Annotated in this window: 19 protein-coding genes; 13 read left to right on the top strand and 6 right to left on the bottom strand. The window is 31.4% G+C overall.

The window, feature by feature from the left end; translation table 11 throughout:
- Window positions 1-20 precede the first annotated feature (20 nt).
- The 5 genes from aroB (at window position 21) to recQ (ending at window position 6553) form a co-directional block, all read left to right on the top strand.
- Window positions 21-1088, top strand: a complete 1068-nt coding sequence (gene aroB, locus P0R33_RS23465; RefSeq protein WP_276173515.1) for a 3-dehydroquinate synthase — start codon at window positions 21-23, stop codon at window positions 1086-1088.
- Window positions 1089-1394: 306 nt separating this feature from the next.
- Complete coding sequence (locus P0R33_RS23460; protein WP_276173514.1) at window positions 1395-2798, top strand: arginine decarboxylase; 1404 nt, start codon at window positions 1395-1397, stop codon at window positions 2796-2798.
- A gap of 105 nt (window positions 2799-2903) precedes the next feature.
- Window positions 2904-3872: a deoxyhypusine synthase family protein gene (locus P0R33_RS23455; protein WP_095931202.1), complete on the top strand. Its 969-nt coding sequence runs from the start codon at window positions 2904-2906 to the stop codon at window positions 3870-3872.
- Window positions 3873-3880: 8 nt separating this feature from the next.
- Window positions 3881-4300, top strand: coding sequence for a DNA primase (locus tag P0R33_RS23450; protein ID WP_276173513.1), 420 nt, complete (start codon window positions 3881-3883; stop codon window positions 4298-4300).
- Between the two features lie 138 nt (window positions 4301-4438).
- Complete coding sequence (gene recQ / locus P0R33_RS23445) at window positions 4439-6553, top strand: DNA helicase RecQ (protein ID WP_276173512.1); 2115 nt, start codon at window positions 4439-4441, stop codon at window positions 6551-6553.
- A 179-nt stretch (window positions 6554-6732) separates the two neighbouring features.
- On the opposite strand, the gene P0R33_RS23440 is transcribed toward recQ, so the two are convergent.
- The 4 genes from P0R33_RS23440 to P0R33_RS23425 all read right to left on the bottom strand — a co-directional run bounded on the left by P0R33_RS23440 (window position 6733) and on the right by P0R33_RS23425 (window position 11666).
- Window positions 6733-7248: a DinB family protein gene (locus P0R33_RS23440; protein ID WP_276173511.1), complete on the bottom strand. Its 516-nt coding sequence runs from the start codon at window positions 7246-7248 to the stop codon at window positions 6733-6735.
- 29 nt (window positions 7249-7277) lie between these two features.
- Entirely contained in the window at window positions 7278-9863 is a 2586-nt protein-coding gene (locus P0R33_RS23435) for a phosphoenolpyruvate carboxylase (protein WP_276173510.1), read from the bottom strand.
- 91 nt (window positions 9864-9954) lie between these two features.
- Window positions 9955-10434 (bottom strand): winged helix-turn-helix transcriptional regulator, encoded by a 480-nt coding sequence (locus P0R33_RS23430; RefSeq protein WP_008468989.1) that lies wholly within the window; start codon window positions 10432-10434, stop codon window positions 9955-9957.
- 77 nt (window positions 10435-10511) lie between these two features.
- Window positions 10512-11666: a M14 metallopeptidase family protein gene (locus P0R33_RS23425; protein WP_276173509.1), complete on the bottom strand. Its 1155-nt coding sequence runs from the start codon at window positions 11664-11666 to the stop codon at window positions 10512-10514.
- A 311-nt stretch (window positions 11667-11977) separates the two neighbouring features.
- Here P0R33_RS23425 and P0R33_RS23420 point away from each other — a divergent pair, with 311 nt between their 5' ends.
- Window positions 11978-12430, top strand: a complete 453-nt coding sequence (locus P0R33_RS23420; RefSeq protein WP_276173508.1) for a helix-turn-helix transcriptional regulator — start codon at window positions 11978-11980, stop codon at window positions 12428-12430.
- Between the two features lie 84 nt (window positions 12431-12514).
- On the opposite strand, the gene P0R33_RS23415 is transcribed toward P0R33_RS23420, so the two are convergent.
- Window positions 12515-13066 carry a 1-acyl-sn-glycerol-3-phosphate acyltransferase gene (locus P0R33_RS23415; RefSeq protein ID WP_276173507.1) on the bottom strand — a complete coding sequence of 184 codons (552 nt, stop codon included), beginning with the start codon at window positions 13064-13066 and terminating at the stop codon, window positions 12515-12517.
- Between the two features lie 64 nt (window positions 13067-13130).
- On the opposite strand from P0R33_RS23415, the gene P0R33_RS23410 reads away from it, so the two are divergent.
- The 6 genes from P0R33_RS23410 (at window position 13131) to P0R33_RS23385 (ending at window position 17892) form a co-directional block, all read left to right on the top strand.
- Entirely contained in the window at window positions 13131-13796 is a 666-nt protein-coding gene (locus P0R33_RS23410) for a fused MFS/spermidine synthase (protein WP_276173506.1), read from the top strand.
- A 7-nt stretch (window positions 13797-13803) separates the two neighbouring features.
- Window positions 13804-14481, top strand: a complete 678-nt coding sequence (locus P0R33_RS23405; protein ID WP_276173505.1) for a peptidoglycan DD-metalloendopeptidase family protein — start codon at window positions 13804-13806, stop codon at window positions 14479-14481.
- 6 nt (window positions 14482-14487) lie between these two features.
- Window positions 14488-14964 (top strand): hypothetical protein, encoded by a 477-nt coding sequence (locus P0R33_RS23400; protein ID WP_276173504.1) that lies wholly within the window; start codon window positions 14488-14490, stop codon window positions 14962-14964.
- Window positions 14965-14976: 12 nt separating this feature from the next.
- Window positions 14977-15501: a hypothetical protein gene (locus P0R33_RS23395; protein WP_276173503.1), complete on the top strand. Its 525-nt coding sequence runs from the start codon at window positions 14977-14979 to the stop codon at window positions 15499-15501.
- 49 nt (window positions 15502-15550) lie between these two features.
- Window positions 15551-16021, top strand: coding sequence for a nuclear transport factor 2 family protein (locus P0R33_RS23390; protein WP_276173502.1), 471 nt, complete (start codon window positions 15551-15553; stop codon window positions 16019-16021).
- A gap of 128 nt (window positions 16022-16149) precedes the next feature.
- A complete protein-coding gene (locus P0R33_RS23385) occupies window positions 16150-17892 on the top strand; it encodes an APC family permease (protein WP_276173501.1) in 1743 nt (580 codons plus the stop codon).
- 398 nt (window positions 17893-18290) lie between these two features.
- On the opposite strand, the gene P0R33_RS23380 is transcribed toward P0R33_RS23385, so the two are convergent.
- Window positions 18291-19778: an aminotransferase class V-fold PLP-dependent enzyme gene (locus tag P0R33_RS23380; protein WP_276173500.1), complete on the bottom strand. Its 1488-nt coding sequence runs from the start codon at window positions 19776-19778 to the stop codon at window positions 18291-18293.
- 181 nt (window positions 19779-19959) lie between these two features.
- Here P0R33_RS23380 and msrA point away from each other — a divergent pair, with 181 nt between their 5' ends.
- Window positions 19960-20493: a peptide-methionine (S)-S-oxide reductase MsrA gene (gene msrA / locus P0R33_RS23375; RefSeq protein WP_276173499.1), complete on the top strand. Its 534-nt coding sequence runs from the start codon at window positions 19960-19962 to the stop codon at window positions 20491-20493.
- The last annotated feature ends 143 nt before the right edge of the window (window positions 20494-20636 follow it).

Genomic DNA, 20636 nt, shown 5'->3' with positions numbered 1-20636 from the left:
CTTTAATTAACTAAAGAATTATGCAGTCTATTCAAGCCAATAATTACCTCGTTCATTTTAACCAAAATGCTTACGAAGCTTTAAATAAACATTTAAAAGAAAACAAATATTCTAATCTATTTATAATCGTAGATGATCAGACTAATGAATATTGTTTGCCTAAATTGCTTCCTATAATTGAAACGGATTTAAACATCGAAATTATTGAATTTGAAGCCGGTGAAGCAAATAAAAATATAGAGACTTGTATTCAGATTTGGAATGTTTTGACGGAATTAGGCGCTGATAGAAAGTCGCTTCTAATTAATCTTGGTGGCGGTGTGGTTACTGATTTAGGAGGTTTTGTAGCTTCTACTTTTAAAAGAGGTGTTGATTTTATAAATATTCCAACCACTTTATTATCAATGGTAGATGCTTCTGTTGGAGGAAAAACAGGTGTTGATTTAGGAAATCTAAAAAATCAAATTGGTGTTATTAATGTGCCTCAAATGGTATTAATTGACACACAATATTTAGAAACTTTACCGCAAAGCGAAATGCGTTCTGGTTTGGCAGAAATGCTAAAACATGGTTTAATTTACGATGCGCCATATTGGAGACAATTTTCTGATTTGAAATCAATTGTTTTTGACGAACTGGATCAGTTAATTTATCGTTCTGTTGAAATTAAAAACGAAATCGTAATTCAAGATCCAACAGAAAAAAACATTCGCAAAGCCTTGAATTTTGGACATACACTTGGTCATGCTATTGAAGGCTATTTTTTAGAAAGCACAGAAAAAACGACTTTACTTCATGGAGAAGCTATTGCTGTGGGAATGATTTTGGAGAGTTACATTTCTTTGCAAAAAAATCTAATTTCGCCAGAAGAATACAGAGAAATCAAAACAATAATCAAAGGCATTTACGATGATATTATTTTTGAAGAAAATGACATCGATCCGATCTTAGAATTGCTGATTCACGACAAAAAAAATGAATACGGTTTAATTCAATTTGCATTGATTGAGGGAATCGGAAAAATAAAAATTAACCAATCCGTTGAAAATAAATTAATTCTAGACGCGTTTCAAGATTATAAATCTTAAACTTTTTTTAATCGAAAGCGTTGCATTTGGTATATTTTATTTTTTACATTTGCCCCATGAAAACAAACAATCAGCAAAGACAATTCAGCTCTTACAGAAACCGTCTCAACAGTTCTTTACTTAGAATGTTGAACCGTTTTTATAATAGTAAAAGTCCATTGTGTTTTGATGTTTTCCAATGTTCAAAAGCCGAGCACGAAAAACTGCCGATTATATTTGCCAATATTAGAGTTTGAATTTAAGATTTAGTACAGAAAAAACACTAAATTTAAAATACAATTACAATCTCTAAAAGTTGACAAATAAATGAATACAAAATATTCGGATCTAATAAACCAAACATACTACTTTCCGCAAGAGGAATTTAAACTAAACAAAGACAACCTTTTATTTCACAATATTGATTTGATGAAATTGGTTGAACAATATGGTACTCCATTAAAGTTTACTTATCTGCCTCAGATTTCTGAAAACATTAATAAAGCAAAAGCTTGGTTCAGAAAATCAATGGAAAAGAACAAATACGACGCAAAATACTATTATTGCTACTGTACAAAAAGCTCTCATTTTGAATATATTATGAATGAAGCTTTCAAGAATAACATTCACATTGAAACATCATCTGCTTTTGATGTTAATATTGTAGAAAATTTACTTGAAAATGGTAAAATAAATAAAAGTACTTATGTTATTTGTAACGGTTTTAAAAGAGACGAATACATCACAAATATTGCAAGATTAATCAATAGCGGGCATAAAAACACTATTCCGATTATTGATAATTATGAGGAACTAGATTTGCTTCAGGCAGAAATTAAAGGAAAATTCAAAATTGGAATCCGTATTGCTGCTGAGGAAGAACCTAAATTTGAGTTTTATACATCAAGATTAGGTATTGGTTACAAAAACATTGTTTCTTTCTATAAAAAGCAAATTCAGGAGAATGATAAGTTAGAGCTGAAAATGCTTCACTTTTTCATTAATACCGGAATCAACGATACATCATATTACTGGAATGAGCTTGTAAAATGTATTAAAGTATATATTGCTCTTAAAAAAGAATGCCCTACTCTAGATGGCTTGAACATTGGTGGTGGTTTTCCAATTAAGAATTCGCTTGCATTTGAATATGATTACCAATATATGATTGATGAAATTATCAATCAGATTAAAATAGCCTGTGATGAAGCTGAAGTTGATGTTCCAAATATTTTTACGGAATTTGGATCGTTTACTGTGGGTGAAAGCGGTGGTGCTATCTATCAGATTTTGTATCAAAAACAACAAAATGATAGAGAAAAATGGAATATGATTGATTCATCTTTCATTACCACTTTACCAGATACTTGGGCGATAAACAAACGTTTTATTATGCTGGCGGTTAACCGTTGGAATGATACTTACGAACGGGTTCTGTTAGGAGGTCTAACTTGTGATAGTGACGATTATTACAATTCTGAGCAAAACATGAACGCCATTTATTTGCCAAAGTACAATAAAGAAAAACCATTATATATTGGTTTCTTTAATACTGGCGCTTATCAGGAAACAATTGGAGGATACGGAGGTTTGCACCACTGTTTAATCCCGCAACCAAAACATATCTTAATTGACAGAGATGAAAACGGAATTCTGGCTACTGAGGTTTTCTCAGAACAACAGACTTCTGACGACGTTTTAAAGATTTTAGGTTATAAAAAAAAGTTGTAAAAAAAACGGCAAATTAAGTAATGGATATGTTTAGAAAATTCTTAATTTGCATTAACATCCAAAAAGGTTAAACTTTTTAATTCAAAAAAAACAAAAACAAAAGAAATGAAAGGACCAATCAGTCAGTTTATTGAAAAACATTATTTGCATTTCAACTCTGCTTCATTAGTAGATGCTGCAAAAGCTTATGAGCAGCAATTAGCCGATGGTGCAAAGATGCTTGTGAGTATGGCTGGCGCAATGAGTACAGCTGAAATTGGTAAAATTTTTGCCGAAGTAATTAGACAAGACAAAGTACATATTATTTCATGTACAGGTGCGAATCTAGAAGAAGATATCATGAATTTAGTAGCTCATTCTCACTACGAAAGAGTGCCAAACTACCGTGATTTAACTCCAGAAGACGAATGGGCTTTACTTGAAAGAGGATTAAATCGTGTTACTGACACTTGTATCCCTGAACATGAAGCTTTCCGTCGTTTACAAAAACATATTTACAAAATTTGGAAAGATGCAGATGATAAAGGAGAACGTTATTTTCCGCATGAATTTATGTATAAAATGTTATTGTCTGGCGTTTTAGAAGAATATTACGAAATTGACTTAAAAGATAGCTGGATGTATGCAGCTGCAGAGAAAAATTTACCAATTATTGTTCCAGGTTGGGAAGATAGTACAATGGGAAATATCTTTGCTTCATACGTAATTAAAGGAGAACTGAAAGCATCTACGATGAAATCTGGAATTGAATACATGACTTTCCTTGCGGACTGGTATTCTAAAAACAGTTCAAACGGAATTGGATTCTTCCAAATCGGTGGTGGTATTGCTGGTGACTTCCCTATTTGTGTTGTACCAATGTTGTACCAAGATATGGAAATGCACGATGTTCCGTTTTGGAGCTATTTCTGCCAAATCTCAGATTCAACAACTAGTTATGGTTCTTATTCTGGAGCAGTTCCAAATGAAAAAATCACTTGGGGTAAATTAGACATCAAAACCCCTAAATTTATTATTGAGTCGGACGCTACAATTGTTGCTCCGTTAATTTTCGCATATTTATTAGATTTATAAAATAATTTATGAAAAGAGTTATAGTAGACTACGCTAAACTTACCAATGAAATTTTAAATCTTTTGGTTGAAAAATTTCCTGATGGTTATGACGATTCGGATGTAATCCGTTTTAGAAACGCTAAAAACGAATTGGTTGAAGCTGTTGAAGTTCGTACTGAAGATACAATTTACTTAGTGAAAATTAGTACTAAACTTGCAGACAGAATTGAAAACTACGATGAAGATGACGATTTAGATGTTGATGTAGATGCAATTGCACCAGTTAAAGGTATCGATCTTGACGATGATATTAGCGATGACGATGATGACGATGATAATCAAGATAAACCAGATTCTGACGGTGGTGACGGAGATGACGATGATGACGATGATGATGACGACAAAGCTGACACTGATTATGATGAAGATGAAGAGGATGAAGATTAATCATTTTCTTTAAAATAAATAAAAGGAACTCAACTCGGGTTCCTTTTTTTTTATAGTACAAATCTATACTAATATTAAATTTTTATATTTATAGGATTATTCTTATTTTTAAATTCCGAATATAAAAATTATAAGCCAATGACTTCAGAAATATTACACGCGACTTTAAAAGAAAATTTTGGTTTTGAAAAATTCAGACCAAATCAGGAAACTATAATAAATACTATTCTTTCTGGGCAAGATACATTAGCTATTATGCCAACAGGAGGTGGAAAATCTATTTGTTTTCAGCTTCCAGCTTTAGTTCTTCCAGGAATTACTATTGTAATTTCTCCTCTAATTGCATTGATGAAAGATCAAGTAGATAGTTTAAAAACCAACGGAATTTCTGCTTGTTTTATTAATAGTTCACAATCATCTCAAGAACAGCAATATTACATTGATAATTTAAAATCGAATACTTTTAAACTTGTCTATATTGCTCCAGAAAGTCTTTCTTATTTAGATATGGCTTTTAATGAATTGAATATTAGCTTAATAGCAATAGACGAAGCGCATTGTATTTCTTCTTGGGGACATGACTTTAGGCCAGCGTATACAAATCTGGGATATTTAAAAAACCGCTTCCCTTCCACTCCAGTTTTGGCTTTAACAGCAACTGCAGATAAAGCAACGCGTACCGACATTGTAAAGCAATTAAATTTAAAGAAACCCAAAACTTTTATCGCTTCGTTTGATCGAAAAAATCTGAGTTTAGAAGTTCGTCCAGCTTTAGATCGTGTCAAACAGATTATTGATTTTATTGAAGATAAACCAAATGAATCTGGAATTATTTATTGTCTAAGTCGGAAAACGACTGAAGAGCTTGCTGAAAAATTAAAGAAAAATGGTATTTCTGCAAAAGCATATCACGCTGGTTTAGACAATGAAACTCGAGCTAAAACTCAAGATCATTTTATTAATGATGATTGCCAAGTAGTTTGCGCCACAATTGCCTTCGGAATGGGAATTGATAAATCGAATGTTCGTTGGGTTATTCATTATAATCTTCCCAAAAATATTGAAGGTTATTATCAGGAAATTGGCCGCGCTGGTCGTGATGGTTTACCGGCAGAAACTGTTCTTTTTGAAAGTTATGCAGATGTAATTCAGCTTCAAAAGTTTGCGTCAGAAGGTTTAAATTCTGATATTCAGCTAGCAAAACTAGATCGCATGAAACAATACGCGGACGCTGTTAGCTGCCGAAGAAAAATTCTGCTTTCATATTTTGGAGAATTGGTTACCGAGAATTGCGGAAACTGCGATATTTGCAAAAATCCTCCAACTTTTTTCGATGGGACAATTCTCGCGCAAAAGGCATTGTCAGCAATTACTCGTTTAAAAGAATCTGAGCCTTTAGCTGTAATTGTCGATTTTTTGCGAGGCTCGAGAAACGCGTATATCTACGAAAAAAATTATCAAACGCTAAAAACGTACGGAATTGGCGATGATGTTTCTTGGTACGACTGGAATCAATATCTTATTCAATTAATAAATTTAGGTTACTGCGAAATTGCTTTTCATCAACACAATAAAATTCTCCTTACCCCTTTCGCCAAAAAAGTTTTGTTTGAAGGCGAAAAAGTAAAACTTACAACTGTTGTTAAAAAAGTAATTGACAAAAACGAAATTAAAGAAGCCAAAACGAAAACGGCCAAAAATTCTCTTTTTGAAACACTTCGAAAATTACGTTATGAAATTGCCAAAGAAGAAGAAGTTCCCGCTTATGTAATTTTTAGTGATGCTTCATTAAGACAAATGGAAGTTTTGAGACCAATGACAGACGAAGAATTTCTCGCTGTTGAAGGTGTTGGAAAAGCAAAGCTAGAAAAATATGGAACCGAATTTATTAATGCAATAATTGAATTCCAAAGAAATAAATCAGTTGTTAAAAAAGAAAAAAAAGACAATACTTATAAAAAAACTCTTGAGTTATTTCAGAATGGACTTTCTGTCAAAGAAATTGCTGAACAACGAAATTTAGGAGAAACAACAATTATTTCCCATTTGGCAAAATTATATGTAGACGGCAATGATATAAATTTGAGTCAATTTGTTTCAGATGATGAAATTTTGAATATTGAGAAAGCTCAAATTGAATTAGAAAATCCGAATGCATTAAGACCTTACTTTGAATATTTTGAAGAAAAAATGTCTTATGATAAAATTCGATTTGGATTGGCATTTTTGGAGAGAAAGAATCAAACAATTTAATTAAACAATCATTTTTGTCATTTCGACGACAGGAGAAATCACACAAGTATTTCCTCATAGTAATTTTCACTCTTTGTCGAGTTTCTAATGCGATTTCTCGTTCCTCGAAATTACAAAACAAAAAATCCTGTGAAATAAATAATTCACAGGATTTTTTAATTATATAAAATTTTTAAGTACTACAAATATCTTTCCTCAAAAACTTTCTGATGGTGTTTTTGATGTCCAATTATAACAAAACCTAAAGCACGAACAGAAATTTGGTTGTTAGATGCAGTACCTATTCTTTTAAGCTGTTCATCAGATAAACTTTTGTAAAACAACAAATTGGAATGTCTTACAGCAGAAAATTCAGTCAGTAATTCTTGAATACTTCTTGAATTGGCATTAGAATTGTCTGCGTAATCTTGTTCTTCAAAACTTGGTAACGGCGTTTTATCATTTCTAGAAAAACGTAAAGCTCTGTAAGCAAAAATTCGTTCCGTATCAATTACATGTTGGATTATTTCTTTAATTGTCCATTTTCCTTCCGCGTAACGATAATCAAATTTATCCATCGGAATGTTTTGAACAAATCTGATAAATTCATGAAGAGAAATCTCTAACTCTTCTATTAATTTGCCCTCTCCAGCTTGTTTAAGATATGTACCGAAATGACCTGCGTACTCATTTTCTAAAATATCGCTTACATTCATTTTTTCTAAAATTAAAATTTAAAATCTGCTTATGCTGAGTTTCTACTTGCATTAGTATTTCCAAAAAGAGATCTTGTTACAATTTTTTCATACACTTTGATCAAGTCTTCGTTTGGAACTTTTTCTTTGTTTAATTCATTAATTCTCAATAGTGCATATTGCTGAATTGTCAATAATGGCAACACAATACGTTCTCTAATTTGAATCGATGCAATACCATCAGGGTAATTTTCCATCAATGTTTTATGCCCTGCAATTTTCAAAAGAAGCCTTTTTGTTTCTAAAAACTCAGTATGGATAATATTCCAAAATTCTCCAAATTCAGGATCTTTGCTCATATAAGCTGTTAAAGGCAAGAATGACTTTGCCAATGACATCATACTGTTTTCAAGTAATGTCTTGAAAAACAAAGAATTATGATACAAATCGCTTACTTTATCCCATTGTCGAGATTCTTCAAAATGTTTTAACGCAGAACCAACACCAAAGAATCCTGGTACGTTTTGCTTCAATTGACTCCAAGAACCTACAAACGGAATCGCTCTTAAATCTGCAAAATCAAGAGATTCAGATTTGCTTCTTTTAGATGGACGGCTTCCAATGTTTGTTTTTGAGTAATATTTCAGCGTACTCATTTTTTCCAAATACGGAATAAACTTCGGATGATTTTTAAAACTTAAGTATTTTTGGTATCCCAAATCTGCTAACTGATTTAAAATCTGAGTTTCGTCAGCAGACAATTCATTTTTATCTTTTCCAAAAACCTGATTCGTAACACCAGCAGTAACTAAATTTTCAATATTATAACGGCATGAATCTAAAGTCCCGAAATTAGAACTAATAGTTTGTCCTTGAACTGTGATCTGAATTTCATTATTTTCGATTTTTGGTCCTAGAGAAGCATAGAATTTATGAGTTTTTCCTCCTCCACGTGCAGGCGGTCCTCCGCGTCCATCAAAGAAAATAGCTTTAATTCCGTATTTTCTTGAAATCTCTGTTAATGAAATTTTTGCTTGATAAATACTCCAGTTGGCCATTAAATAACCGCCATCTTTTGTTCCGTCAGAGAAACCAAGCATTATAGTTTGCTCGTTTCCTCTTGATTTTAAATGACTTGCGTATTCTGGATTAGTATATAATTGCTCCATTATTGAATGTGCATTCTGTAAATCATCAACAGATTCAAAAAGAGGAATAATATCAACAGTTGGATTTTCCCAATTATTTAGGCGAATCATAGCAAATGTCTCCATAACATTCAAAGCGCTTTCGTTATTACTAATAATATAACGATTTGCTCCTTCTTCACCATTATTTTTTTGAATGGTTTTAATTGCCTGAACAGATTCTAAAGTAGATCTTGTAATTTCATCTTCAAAATCAGCTGGATTTAAATCTCCTTTAACTTTAGATAAAACATCAATTTTCTGATCTTCTGTTAGTTCATAATAATTATTAGGAAAAATAGATGAACCTGAATTTAGGTAATAATCTACAACATCTTTAAATACTTTATTGTGAATTTTACTGTTTTGGCGAATATCTAAAGTAGCAAAATGGAATCCAAATAAATTGATTTTAACCAAAAGAGCTTCTAATTCATCCAAGTATAAAGACTGATGTTTTTCGATTATTATCTTTCTAACTTTATTCAATTGCGTTAATAATTCATCCAAAGTAATAAAAATATCACCTTTAGAATAAAACACTGAACGATAAAGTTTATGTTCAAGATCTGATACTAAAGTATCTACACCTGAGAAAGTTAGCTTACGCTTTAAGTTTCTCATTTCGACATAATAGCATTTCAAGATTGAAGTTCTTAAACGATCTGCAACTTTAAGCGTAATTTCTGTAGTAACAAACGGATTTCCGTCACGGTCACCTCCAGGCCAGAAACCAAGTTTTATTAATTGGTTCTTAATCGGTGTTCCGTCATTAATATTTTTTTGAAGATAATGTACAATTTCTCCAGCAGTAGCATAAAATACATTTTCCAAATACCAGATCAAACTTACAGCTTCATCATACGGATTTGGTTTTTCATGCTGAATAAAAGGCGTTTTTCCTAACTGCGCCAATAATTGTTTGATTTTAAGCAAGTCATTTTGGCGGATAGCTTCAGTCAAATCATTAATAATTCCTAAAACTGGACCAGGATAAAACTGAGTTGGGTGCGCCGTTAAAACTGTACGAACATTGAAGTTTTCCAAAAACTCAACCAATTCGTCGTCTTTCTCTTTTGCATCTGATTTTTCTTTTATATCACGCAAAGATCCACGTCCTTCCATATTATTAACTTCTGGAAATGCTGCATCTTCGATTGCATCAAAAAGTACAATTTGGCGTTCAATGTATTGAATAAATCGAAACATTAAGTCAACCTTTTCAGTTTCTGAAGCGTTATTTAGAAATTTATTCGAGAAGAAATCAAAAATTTCTTTTGGAGTTTCTTGTTTTTTAAAGCCCGTTTCGCAAGTTTCTGTAAATAAAGGAAGTAAAACTCCCGTATTATCTATAGAATCAAAAGGTAATGTTATAAAAACACTATTATAAATGTGGTATTTTGAGAGAACGTCTTGATTAAAACGCTCAATTTTTGGCAACGTATACATAATCGTGTTATAGTTGGTTGGTTAATTAGTCATAAAAAAACCCCAAGAATAAACTTGAGGTATATTTTAATATAGCATTCAAGAAAAGTTATTACATATTTTTGAAAATAGTATGCATCAAACGCTTCTTATCGTTAATACTTTCCTCTAAAGAAATCATAGTTTCTGTTCTGTAAACACCATCGATATCGTCAATCATAAAGATAACTTCTTTCGCATGCTTAGTATCTTTTGCTCTAATTTTGCAAAAGATGTTGAATTTTCCTGTAGTTACAGAAGCTACAGTTACGAATGGAATTTGATTGATTCTTTCTAATACAAATTTAGTTTGAGATGTATTATTAAGAAAAACTCCTACATAAGCAATAAATGAATAACCTAATTTATCGTAATCTAAGGCTAATGAAGATCCCATGATGATACCGGCATCTTCCATCTTTTTAACTCTAACGTGTACTGTACCAGCAGATATCAATAGTTTTTTTGCAATGTCAGTAAACGGAACTCTCGTATTGTCTATTAACATATCTAAAATCTGGTGATCTACTTCATCTAAACGAAATTTACTCATAATTGTTTAATTAATATTACTAATTGCTATTACAAAGTATAAAATTATATATAAAAAACAACAAATTCACAAAAAAATTAACTTTTTATTAATCCGTTAACAAATTTAACATTTTTATTTAAATAAAAATTTGCTTTTTGGCCCACTTTAGGAAAATTTGTGAAATCGTCTGAATATTCTTGCTCTTTTGCGTCGTATTCATAATGTCCGAAATATTTTTCCAATTCGCCTACTTCAACTATGTAAGCATTAAAATGAATCTTATTTTCGATTAATTCTTCTTTGTATTGTGCGACAAAATTCGTAATAATTTCGATACCATCATAATTTATTTTGACATTTTTATACATAAAATCATAAAAAACCACATTATTTTGTGAAATATTCAAATATTCACCAAATCTATTATCAACTAAATCGTTTTCGGAAATCAATTTGAAGCTCAAAATTAACGAGAAAAATATGAATTTACGGGTAATTTCCCTCTCGTAGTCATCTGGATAATGACCTGCTTCAAATAATATGGTAGGAACTCCTAAAAACTGAAAAGTGTCTCCAATACAATTTATATTAAAAGAATCATCAAAGCGTCCAATTTGTCCTGGAATGTATTTTTGAAGCTCTTCGTTTATGCCTGCAATAATATTTATAGCTTTTAATCTATTATCATTAACCTCTCTTTCTTCATTATAAGATGGCGCTAAAAAAGAAACCGTAGCAGGTTTGCCAGTCGTTCCCGCGCCGAAAATAGTTCGCTGATCATGAAGATTAAAGCAAAAGTGAGGTTTAAAACTTTCAAAAACCTGACGTAAAACATTGCTTTCTGGCTGTGTCAGATCTTGCGAATCACGGTTTAAATCAATTTCGTTTGCATTTGCACGTGTATAAAGTCTCGCACCATCAGGATTTAAAATCGGAATACTGTAAAAGGTAAAAGTTTCAAGTAATTTTTTTGATAAATCCGTATTGTCGTTCAATAAATTTATAAAATCAAAAAGAGCTTTAGTGGTTGTGCTTTCGTTTCCGTGCATCTGCGACCACAAATAGACACGTGTTTTTCCTGTTCCGATTTGATAACTATATATAGGTTCTCCTAAGACCGATTTTCCAATTACTTGAACTTGATTATCTGTATTTAGTTTTTCTAGAAGTGGCTTGATATGGTCTAAAGTTAAATATCTGCCTGATATTGTTTCTTCTTTGTATTGATTAAAAAGTTGTTCTAAATTCATTGCGCTTTGATTAGTTTACAAAAGTAAACATCTTTATTTTTACAATTGTAAATCTTTAAAACCTTTAACAATTTAATATTGTAAACAACTTTTTGAAACATAATTTAACTTATTCGATATTTTTAATATGTCAAAGTAAAACATTATATTTTTACAACACAAAACTATACAAATCAATGATTTATAAATTCCACATCTATTAAAGCTTTAAATAAAAAGGCTTAATTTAAAGTTATATCAGTATGAGCATTGTTTCTCTAAAACTTTTTGTTTACATTTGTAAATAGCTTATTTTTAAATAATAATTTACAATGGTAAACATAGATGATTTTGTGAAAAGACTTGAAATTGTAATGGATTATTATAGTTTAAGCACGTCTGCTTTTGCTGACAAAATTGGAGTTCAACGTTCTAGTATGTCTCATCTCTTGTCTGGAAGAAACAAGCCAAGTTTAGATTTTGTAATGAAAATTTCAGAAGTTTTTCCTGATGTAGATCTTTATTGGATTTTGTTTGGAACTGGGAATTTCCCAAAAGGCAATGAAGAGAATTCGAAAGAAATAATAAAAACGATCCCTCCTATTTCATCTTACGACCACTTAGGCGAAAAATTATTTTCTAAAATAGATTCAAAAGAAGAAAATAAAATTGAAACAAAAATTTCATCAGAAATAGAAAACATAAATTTTAGTTTTGAAAACGAAGAAATTGAAAAAATTGTAATTTTTTATAAAAATGGAAGATTTAAAGCCTATTCTTCATAATGCAAAAATTAGCGCGTATTTGAGTCTATGTTCAGAAAATTTTCAAATATGCGATTCTCACGCGTTTGTAAAAAATCTCAAAAATTATAGTTTTACACCATTTTCAGGTATTTTTCCTAAAACACCTTCATAATGTTTTTTCAAAACTTCAAAGTCAGATTCGTAATTTCCAGTAGGAAAAAATGGTTTGCCTAAATTTACTTCTTTCTTTCCCCAATCAAAAGCTACGGGAACAATCGGCACTTTCGCTTTAAGCGCTATAAAATAAAAACCTGTTTTATTTTCTTTTACTTTTTTTCTTGTTCCTTCTGGAGCAACAGCTAAACGAAAGATTTCTTTTCTCTCAAAAATAGCCGCTATAGAATCAACTTTGTTTAAACCGCCAGAACGATCTAAAGGTTCGCCACCAACACTTTTAAAATAATAACCAAATGGAAATTTGAATAATTCCTTTTTTCCAACCCAATTCATTTCCAATCCAGAAATACCCCTCGTGAATAATCCGATATAAAAGTCATGATTACTTGTGTGCGGCATTACCATCAAAATACATTTTTTTACCTCTGCATTTTCTATCCCTACTATTTTCCAGCCCATTAGCTTGAAAAATATGAATTTGTACAATAGTTTTTTCATTAATCATTCAAAATTTGGTGCAAAATAAAAGATTTAATGCTAAATTTGAGTAAAAGCATAAAAAATGATTCAAAAATTTTTCAGTTATATCATTCCAGTAAAAATATTCAAAAAGAAATCTGCTAGAAGCAAAATCATTGAAGTTACTTGGGCAAATGGTGAACTAGTATTAGACTCTGAAAACACTAATTATTCCTACGGAAGTTTGCAGCGTATATTAAGGTACGGATTAAGAAATATCGGTTATGAAAAAATCTTAAAAATGGATCACATCTTATTGTTGGGTGTTGCTGGCGGAAGTGTTGTAAAAACCTTAGTCGACGAAATTGAATATAAAGGAAAAATTACTGGAGTAGAAATTGATCCGGATATGATTCAGGTTGCAAATCAATATTTTAACTTAAATAAAATCAAACAATTAGAACTCATAATTGATGATGCGTTTGAATTTGTTTTAAAGACAAAAGATCAATACAATCTTATTATTATAGATGTTTTTGAAGACACAAATATGCCAAACTTTTTATTCGAAAAGTTCTTTTTAGACAGAGTTTGCACACTTTTAAAAAAGGATGGATTTATTTTATTTAATACTATGATTTTAGATGAAGCTCATAATGTTAGAAATAGAAAATATATTTCAGAAGTAAATTTAGAAACATTTACTGCTAAAATGCTTCCAAGAATAGAAGTGCACAATGAATTAATAATTATAAATAAAGTTGCTTAACATTTTTATGAAACCCCTTAGCTCTATCCTAAACGCCTTACCACCTACTAAAATTATTGATGCCGAAATTAATATTTCTGATTATGTACCTTTAAATCTATCGGTTTCTAATCAAGAATTGATTGACGCAAAATTGGAAACTTCTGATGATTTTGAGCAATATATTTTTAATTATCTAGAAAAAAACAATGCAAAAGTTGCCTTTGGCGGCTATATTGAAGGACGCTTTTTGTACCAAAGAAGTTCAATTTTCTTTAATGAATCTATACCTGAGCGCAATATTCATATTGGCCTAGATTTATGGACAGAAGCTGGAACTCAAGTTCTTGCCGCACTTGATGGAAAAGTTCATAGCTTTAAAAACAATGAAGGTTTGGGCGACTACGGCCCTACCATCATCTTAGAACATGTTGCAGAAAACGAGAAATTTTATACTTTATACGGACATTTATCGTTAGAAAGTATAGAAAATTTAAAGATCGGAGACTATTTTAAAAAAGGTGATCAAATCGCCACTTTAGGAGAATCCTCTGTAAATGGAGATTATGCGCCGCATGTACATTTTCAGATCATTCATAATATCGAAAATTACTGGGGAGATTATCCTGGTGTTTGCAATGCAAAAGATCTAAACTTTTATATTGAGAATTGTCCCGATCCTAACTTATTATTAAAAATTACTTAAATAGTTATGAAGAAAGCAGGATTGATTATATGTTTGTTATTGCTAATCGGATGTAAATCTAAAACAGTTAGCAGAGATACAGAAGATTTAAAAATTAAAAAAGTTTCTGGAACAGAAGTGAATTCAAATCAGCAGCGAAAAGCGTATGATTTAGGAAAAAGAGTTTTAGAAACTTGTAATACTTCAAAATTTAAACCTTTTAATGAAACTGAAGTAACTAAATCGGTGATGGAAAACACTACTGAAGAGCGTTTAACCAAAACTTGTCAAAGATTTAGACAATATTATGGGAGTTTCATTGATTTAAAATTAGATGGAGTTTACAAAACCAAGCAAGAAGTTATTTATAGATATCATGCTTTGTATTCTAAAAAAGTAGCAAACAAAGAATTACGTGTTTTTGTAAATGAGGATAATCTTGTTTCTGCCATAAAATCAATGGATTGGGATGAAAAATTTGACGCCAAATTAGCCGATCAATAAATATAAAAAACTATGACTTTTAAATTACCGCTTTTTCTTTTATTGTTTGTTTCAACTTTTGCTTCAGCACAGCAAAGTATAAGTGTAAAAGGTTCAGCCCCTTTTCCAGCAACGCAGGAATATACTTTTATCTGTGAAAAATATGCTTACACAGGCGAAATAAAAGTTCAAATTGCAAAAACTGATAAAGGCGGTATTTTAAAAATAACCATTAATACCGCAAATGACAAAGCTAGAATTGCAGGCGGACTTTATGTAGATTTAGCTAATGCAGACGTAATTGCATGCACGGATAAAAACGTAAAAGAATCTGCTGATGGAAATACAACATCATACTATTACTTTACTCCTACTGAATGGCTAAAGCTTAAAAAGAATGATATTTATGCCGTTAGATTTATTATTGCTGGCGGTCCAGATAATTTTGGCAACCAAACAGGGCATTTTACAGCTTATAATAAAATGAATTATTTTTCTACTGCTTACGATAAATCTAAAAAATCTTTTGATACAGCTAAAGAAATTAGTGTATTATAAGTCTTTTTTTATCTAATTAATCTTATATTTATCGGAAATATATTTTCTTATGAATGCAAATGAAGCTTTAATTGCTAAATTTTATACCGCCTTCGCGAATGCCGATGCTAATACAATGATTGAGTGCTATCACCCAAAAATTCATTTTATTGATCCCGCTTTCGGTTTATTAAAAGAAGATCAGGTTGCAAAAATGTGGAAAATGCTTCTTTTAAAAAGTAAAGGAAATATAAAAATAGAATTTTCAAATGTAAAAGCCGACGATTCTACTGGATCTGCAAATTGGGTTGCTACTTATAATTTTAGTAAAACAAACAGAAAAGTAGTTAATCGAATTTATGCAGAGTTTGTTTTTCAAGATGGTTTAATTATCAAACACACTGATAATTTCGATATTTGGAAATGGTCAAAACAAGCTTTTGGTACTACTGGTTATTTATTAGGTTGGACAGGATTTTTTCAAAAGAAAGTTCAAAGTCAAGCTCTATTATCCTTACAGAAATTTCAAGAAACAAAATAAAATGCTTAAATTGAATATTCTTATACACTAAAAGTATATAATGAGTTTTCAATTTTATATCTGCCTTTCTTCGATTCTAATTATTTGTTACTTATTGTTTTTTAGTTAAAGTGTTAATCAAAATACTGATGAAAGAAATTGTACACAAAAAATTAAATCAATTACAGGCAACTGCAATTTGTGGAAACGATATTAGCTCTTCATGTTTATACGTTTCAGCTTTAACTATTTTATATGCAGGGCAATATGCTTGGATTTCACTGCTAATTGTTGCTGTAGTTTTATTTCTTTTCAGAAAAATTTACGGTGAAGTTGTTGGCGCGATTCCATTAAATGGAGGAGCTTATAATGTTCTTCTAAACACTTCTACAAAGCGCCTGGCATCTTTAGCGGCAACTTTAACCGTTTTGTCATATATGGCAACAGCCGTAATTTCTGCATCTGAAGGAATGCATTATTTGCACGGAATTTTCGAAGGATTAAATGTAACCATTGCAACTGTTGTTGTTTTAGTTTTGTTTACTGGACTCGCAATTTTAGGAATCGGAGAATCTGCATTTGTCGCTGTTGTGATATTCCTGACACATATCGGAACTTTAACTTTATTAGTTTTAGCATCTCTTTGGTTTGTTTTAAATCATGGTTTAGATATTTTCCATTTTAATTGGCAAACTCCAATAACTTCAGGAAGTATAAAAACAGCACTTTTTTTAGGTTTTTCTGCTGCAATGCTCGGAATTTCAGGATTTGAAAGTTCTGCCAACTTTGTTGAAGAACAAGAACATGGTGTTTTTCCTAAAACACTTCGCAATATGTGGGGAATTGTCAGTTTCTTTAATCCTATAATTGCTATTTTATTGATAAGTGTAATTCCGTTAACAGAAGTTGGCGAAAACAAAGAATCTCTTTTAGCGCATTTAGGACAAACAACGGGAGGATCGTGGCTCGCATGGCTAATTTCAATCGATGCTGTTATGGTACTTTGCGGAGCTGTTTTAACTTCTTTTGTTGGTGTTTCTGGACTTTTAAATCGAATGACATTAGATCGAATTCTACCCAATTATTTTCTAAAACAAAACAAAAGAGGCTCGCACTATAGAATTATTTTAAGTTTTTTAATTCTTTGTATATCAGTACTTTTTGCAACAAACGGACATTTAGAATCTTTAGCTGGAGTTTATACCTTTTCATTTCTTGCTGTAATGGCTTTGTTTGGAATTGGTAATTTGCTTCTTAAATACAAACGAAAAAAATTGCCTAGACCAGAACGCGCGCGCGGAATATCTGTTCTTGCCGCCGTTTCTTTTGTAATTGCTGCATTTGTTGGAAATATGCGATTGAATATCAATTCGTTTTATACTTTTCTACAATACATGATTCCTGCTTTAATCTTTATTGCAGTTATGTTGAACCGCGTTATTTTAATTCGCTTATTGATTGAAGCTTTAGAATATTTCTATCAACCTTTGCGCAGAATGGTAGTTTTAAGCAATCGTTATCTGCAAAATTTAAGCTCACAGATTAATTCGCAAGAATTTGTTTTTTTTACCAAAGGTGATGACATTACTATTTTAAATAAAGTGCTCCAATATGTTGAAGACAACGAAACAACCAAAAAACTCAAAATAGTACACGTAAAAAGTGAAGCTGTAGACAATGAAGCGCTCAAAAAAGATTTAGAAGTATTAGATCGCGCTTACGACGGACTTGATATCGAATATATAGAAATTGATGGCGTCTTTGGTCCCGAAATTATAGATGAACTTTCTGAAAAATGGAAAATTCCAAAAAATTTTATGTTTATAGGCTCACCTGGAAATAAATTTTCTTATCGTGTAGCAGATCTCGGTGGTGTTCGATTGATAATGTGATTTTTTTAGAAGCAGAAAAAAATCGTTTTTCAAGACCAATTGTCCCGCTATCCGTTTCAATTTTTTATGTCTCGTTCAAAAAACGAGACATAAAAAGATTTCCACTTCTATCGGGGCTAGATTAGAAATTATCTTTTTCATAAGAAATATAAAAAAATTTGTCAATACTATTTGTCATTTCGACTGAAAGGAGAAATCACACTCGTGAATCCACAAAGAGAATCGTCAATCTTTGTCGAGTTTCTAGTGTGATTTCTCCTTTCAGTCGAAATGACAAACTATACAAAAAAGCAACCCGACAGGTTTTTAAAACCTGTCGGGTTTAGTTTGAAATTTTATAAAAAATCTTTACGTTCTCCAGCGTAAACCTTTGCGCACTTTACGGTTAAAAATAATCTTTAAGACTTAAACCATCCTTCAACCAATTCATCTTCAAAAGAAGTAGCATTTTTATGGATAAATTCATTTCTCATTTTATCATAAGAATAATCCAAAGCCCAAGTTTGATGGTTTGCTGCTAATTCTTTAATGCTTTTACATACAAAAGCAATTTCTTCGTCTGTAGTTGTTGGGTGAATTGACATTCGAATCCATCCCGGTTTTTTGATTAAATCACCAATTGTAATTTCATTAACCAATTTATTAGAAGTTTCTTGATCAACATGCAATAAATAATGACCGTAAGTTCCTGCGCAGCTGCATCCGCCTCTAGTTTGAATTCCAAAACGGTCGTTCAGGATTTTCACACCTAAGTTAAAATGAAGATCATCAATAAAAAACGAAATTACACCAAGACGTTCTTTATGTTGTCCAGCTAAAATTTTAATATTCGAAACAGGTTCCAATTCACTAAAAACATAATCAACAATTTCATGTTCACGCTGCATGATGTTTTCAATTCCCATTTCTTCCTTCAACTCAATAGCCAAAGCCGTTTTTATAACTTGAAGAAAACCTGGCGTTCCACCATCTTCACGATCTTCGATATTATCGATATATTTATGTTCTCCCCAAGGATTTGTCCAGCTAACCGTTCCTCCGCCAGGACAATCAGGAATCATATTATTGTATAATTTCTTATTGAAAATTAAAACTCCAGAAGTTCCAGGGCCTCCTAAAAATTTATGAGGCGACATAAAAACGGCATCCAAGTACGATTCTGGATCTGCAGGATGCATATCAACTTCTACATAAGGTCCAGAGCAAGCAAAATCGACAAAACAAACACCATTGTGCTGGTGCATTACTTTTGCAGCTTCATGATATGGCGTTCTTAATCCTGTAACATTCGAACATGCAGTAATAGAAGCAATTTTAATCGTTCTGTCTTTATACTTTTCTAATAATATTTCTAGATTCTCAACATTAAAAAGCCCTTTTTCACAAGACGGAATAATTTCAACATCAGCAATAGTTTCCAACCAAGAGGTCTGATTAGAATGATGCTCCATATGCGAAATAAAAACAATAGGTTTTTTCTCTGCTGGAACATTCGTAAAAGACTTTAAGTTTTCAGGAACTTTTAATCCTAAGATACGCTGAAATTTATTGATGACACCTGTCATACCAGTTCCATCTGTAATCAAAACGTCATCATTATTTGCATTTGCATGACGCTTAATTATATTTCTAGCATGATGATATGCTTTTGTCATCGCAGTGCCAGAAACAGTAGTTTCTGTATGCGTGTTGGCAACAAAAGGTCCGAATTCGTTTAAAAGTTTCTCCTCAATCGGACGATATAATCTTCCGCTGGCAGTCCAGTCAGTATATATGATTGATTTTCTGCCATAAGGTGACGTAAATTCCTGATTTATACCGACAATATTTTGTCTAAATTTCTGAAAATAAGTTTCAAGAGTGATGGTACTATTTTTGCTATCCATTAGTTGTGCCTTGTGTTCGACTGCAAATATATCGTTTTTTTATAAAATTGCGAATTTATCAATACTAAACTTCAAACATTAAATATCTGTTTAGTATATTTAGTTAAAAGATCTTTTTTTTAATAAATTATCATAATACCCTATCGAATTAATAGGCAATAATAAATAGAAAGTAGTAATTATGGGAAATTTATCAGTAGCTACCTTTGGTGGTGGTTGTTTTTGGTGTATAGAAGCTGTAATTCAGCGTTTAAGAGGAATTGAATCAATAAAATCAGGATATTCAGATGGATTTATTAAGAATCCTGCTTATCGTGAAGTTTGCACAGGAAGAACTGGACATGCAGAAGTCATTCAAGTTACCTTCAATCCTGACATAATTTCATATCATGACTTAATTTTCATCTTTATGACAAGTCATGATCCAACAACTTTAAATCGCCAAGGTGGTGATAGCGGAACACAATATCGTTCTATTGTTCTTTATCATAACGAAGAACAAAAAGAAATTGCAGAAAAAGTTTTTGAAGAAGTACAACCAGCATATGGTGATCCAATTGTAACGCAATTAAAACCCTTTGAAGTTTTTTATGAAGCTGAAGATTATCATCAAAATTATTATAATGAAAATCAAGAAGCTGGATATTGCCAAGTTGTAATTGATCCGAAAATTCAAAAACTTAAAAAATTATACGCTGATCGATTGATTGGCTAAAAGTTTTTTTTACCACAGATTAAATGGGTTAGAATTTAGATTTTTTTCAAAGTAGATTGTCTCCCTGAGCGAAGTCGAAGGGCGTTCCAATTGGACTTGGGCTTCGACTTCGCTCAGCCTGACAAAAACATGAACAAAAAATC

It is taken from the genome of Flavobacterium sp. YJ01, assembly GCF_029320955.1.
Lineage (GTDB): Bacteria > Bacteroidota > Bacteroidia > Flavobacteriales > Flavobacteriaceae > Flavobacterium.
This window is presented reverse-complemented; position numbering and strand designations above follow the sequence as displayed.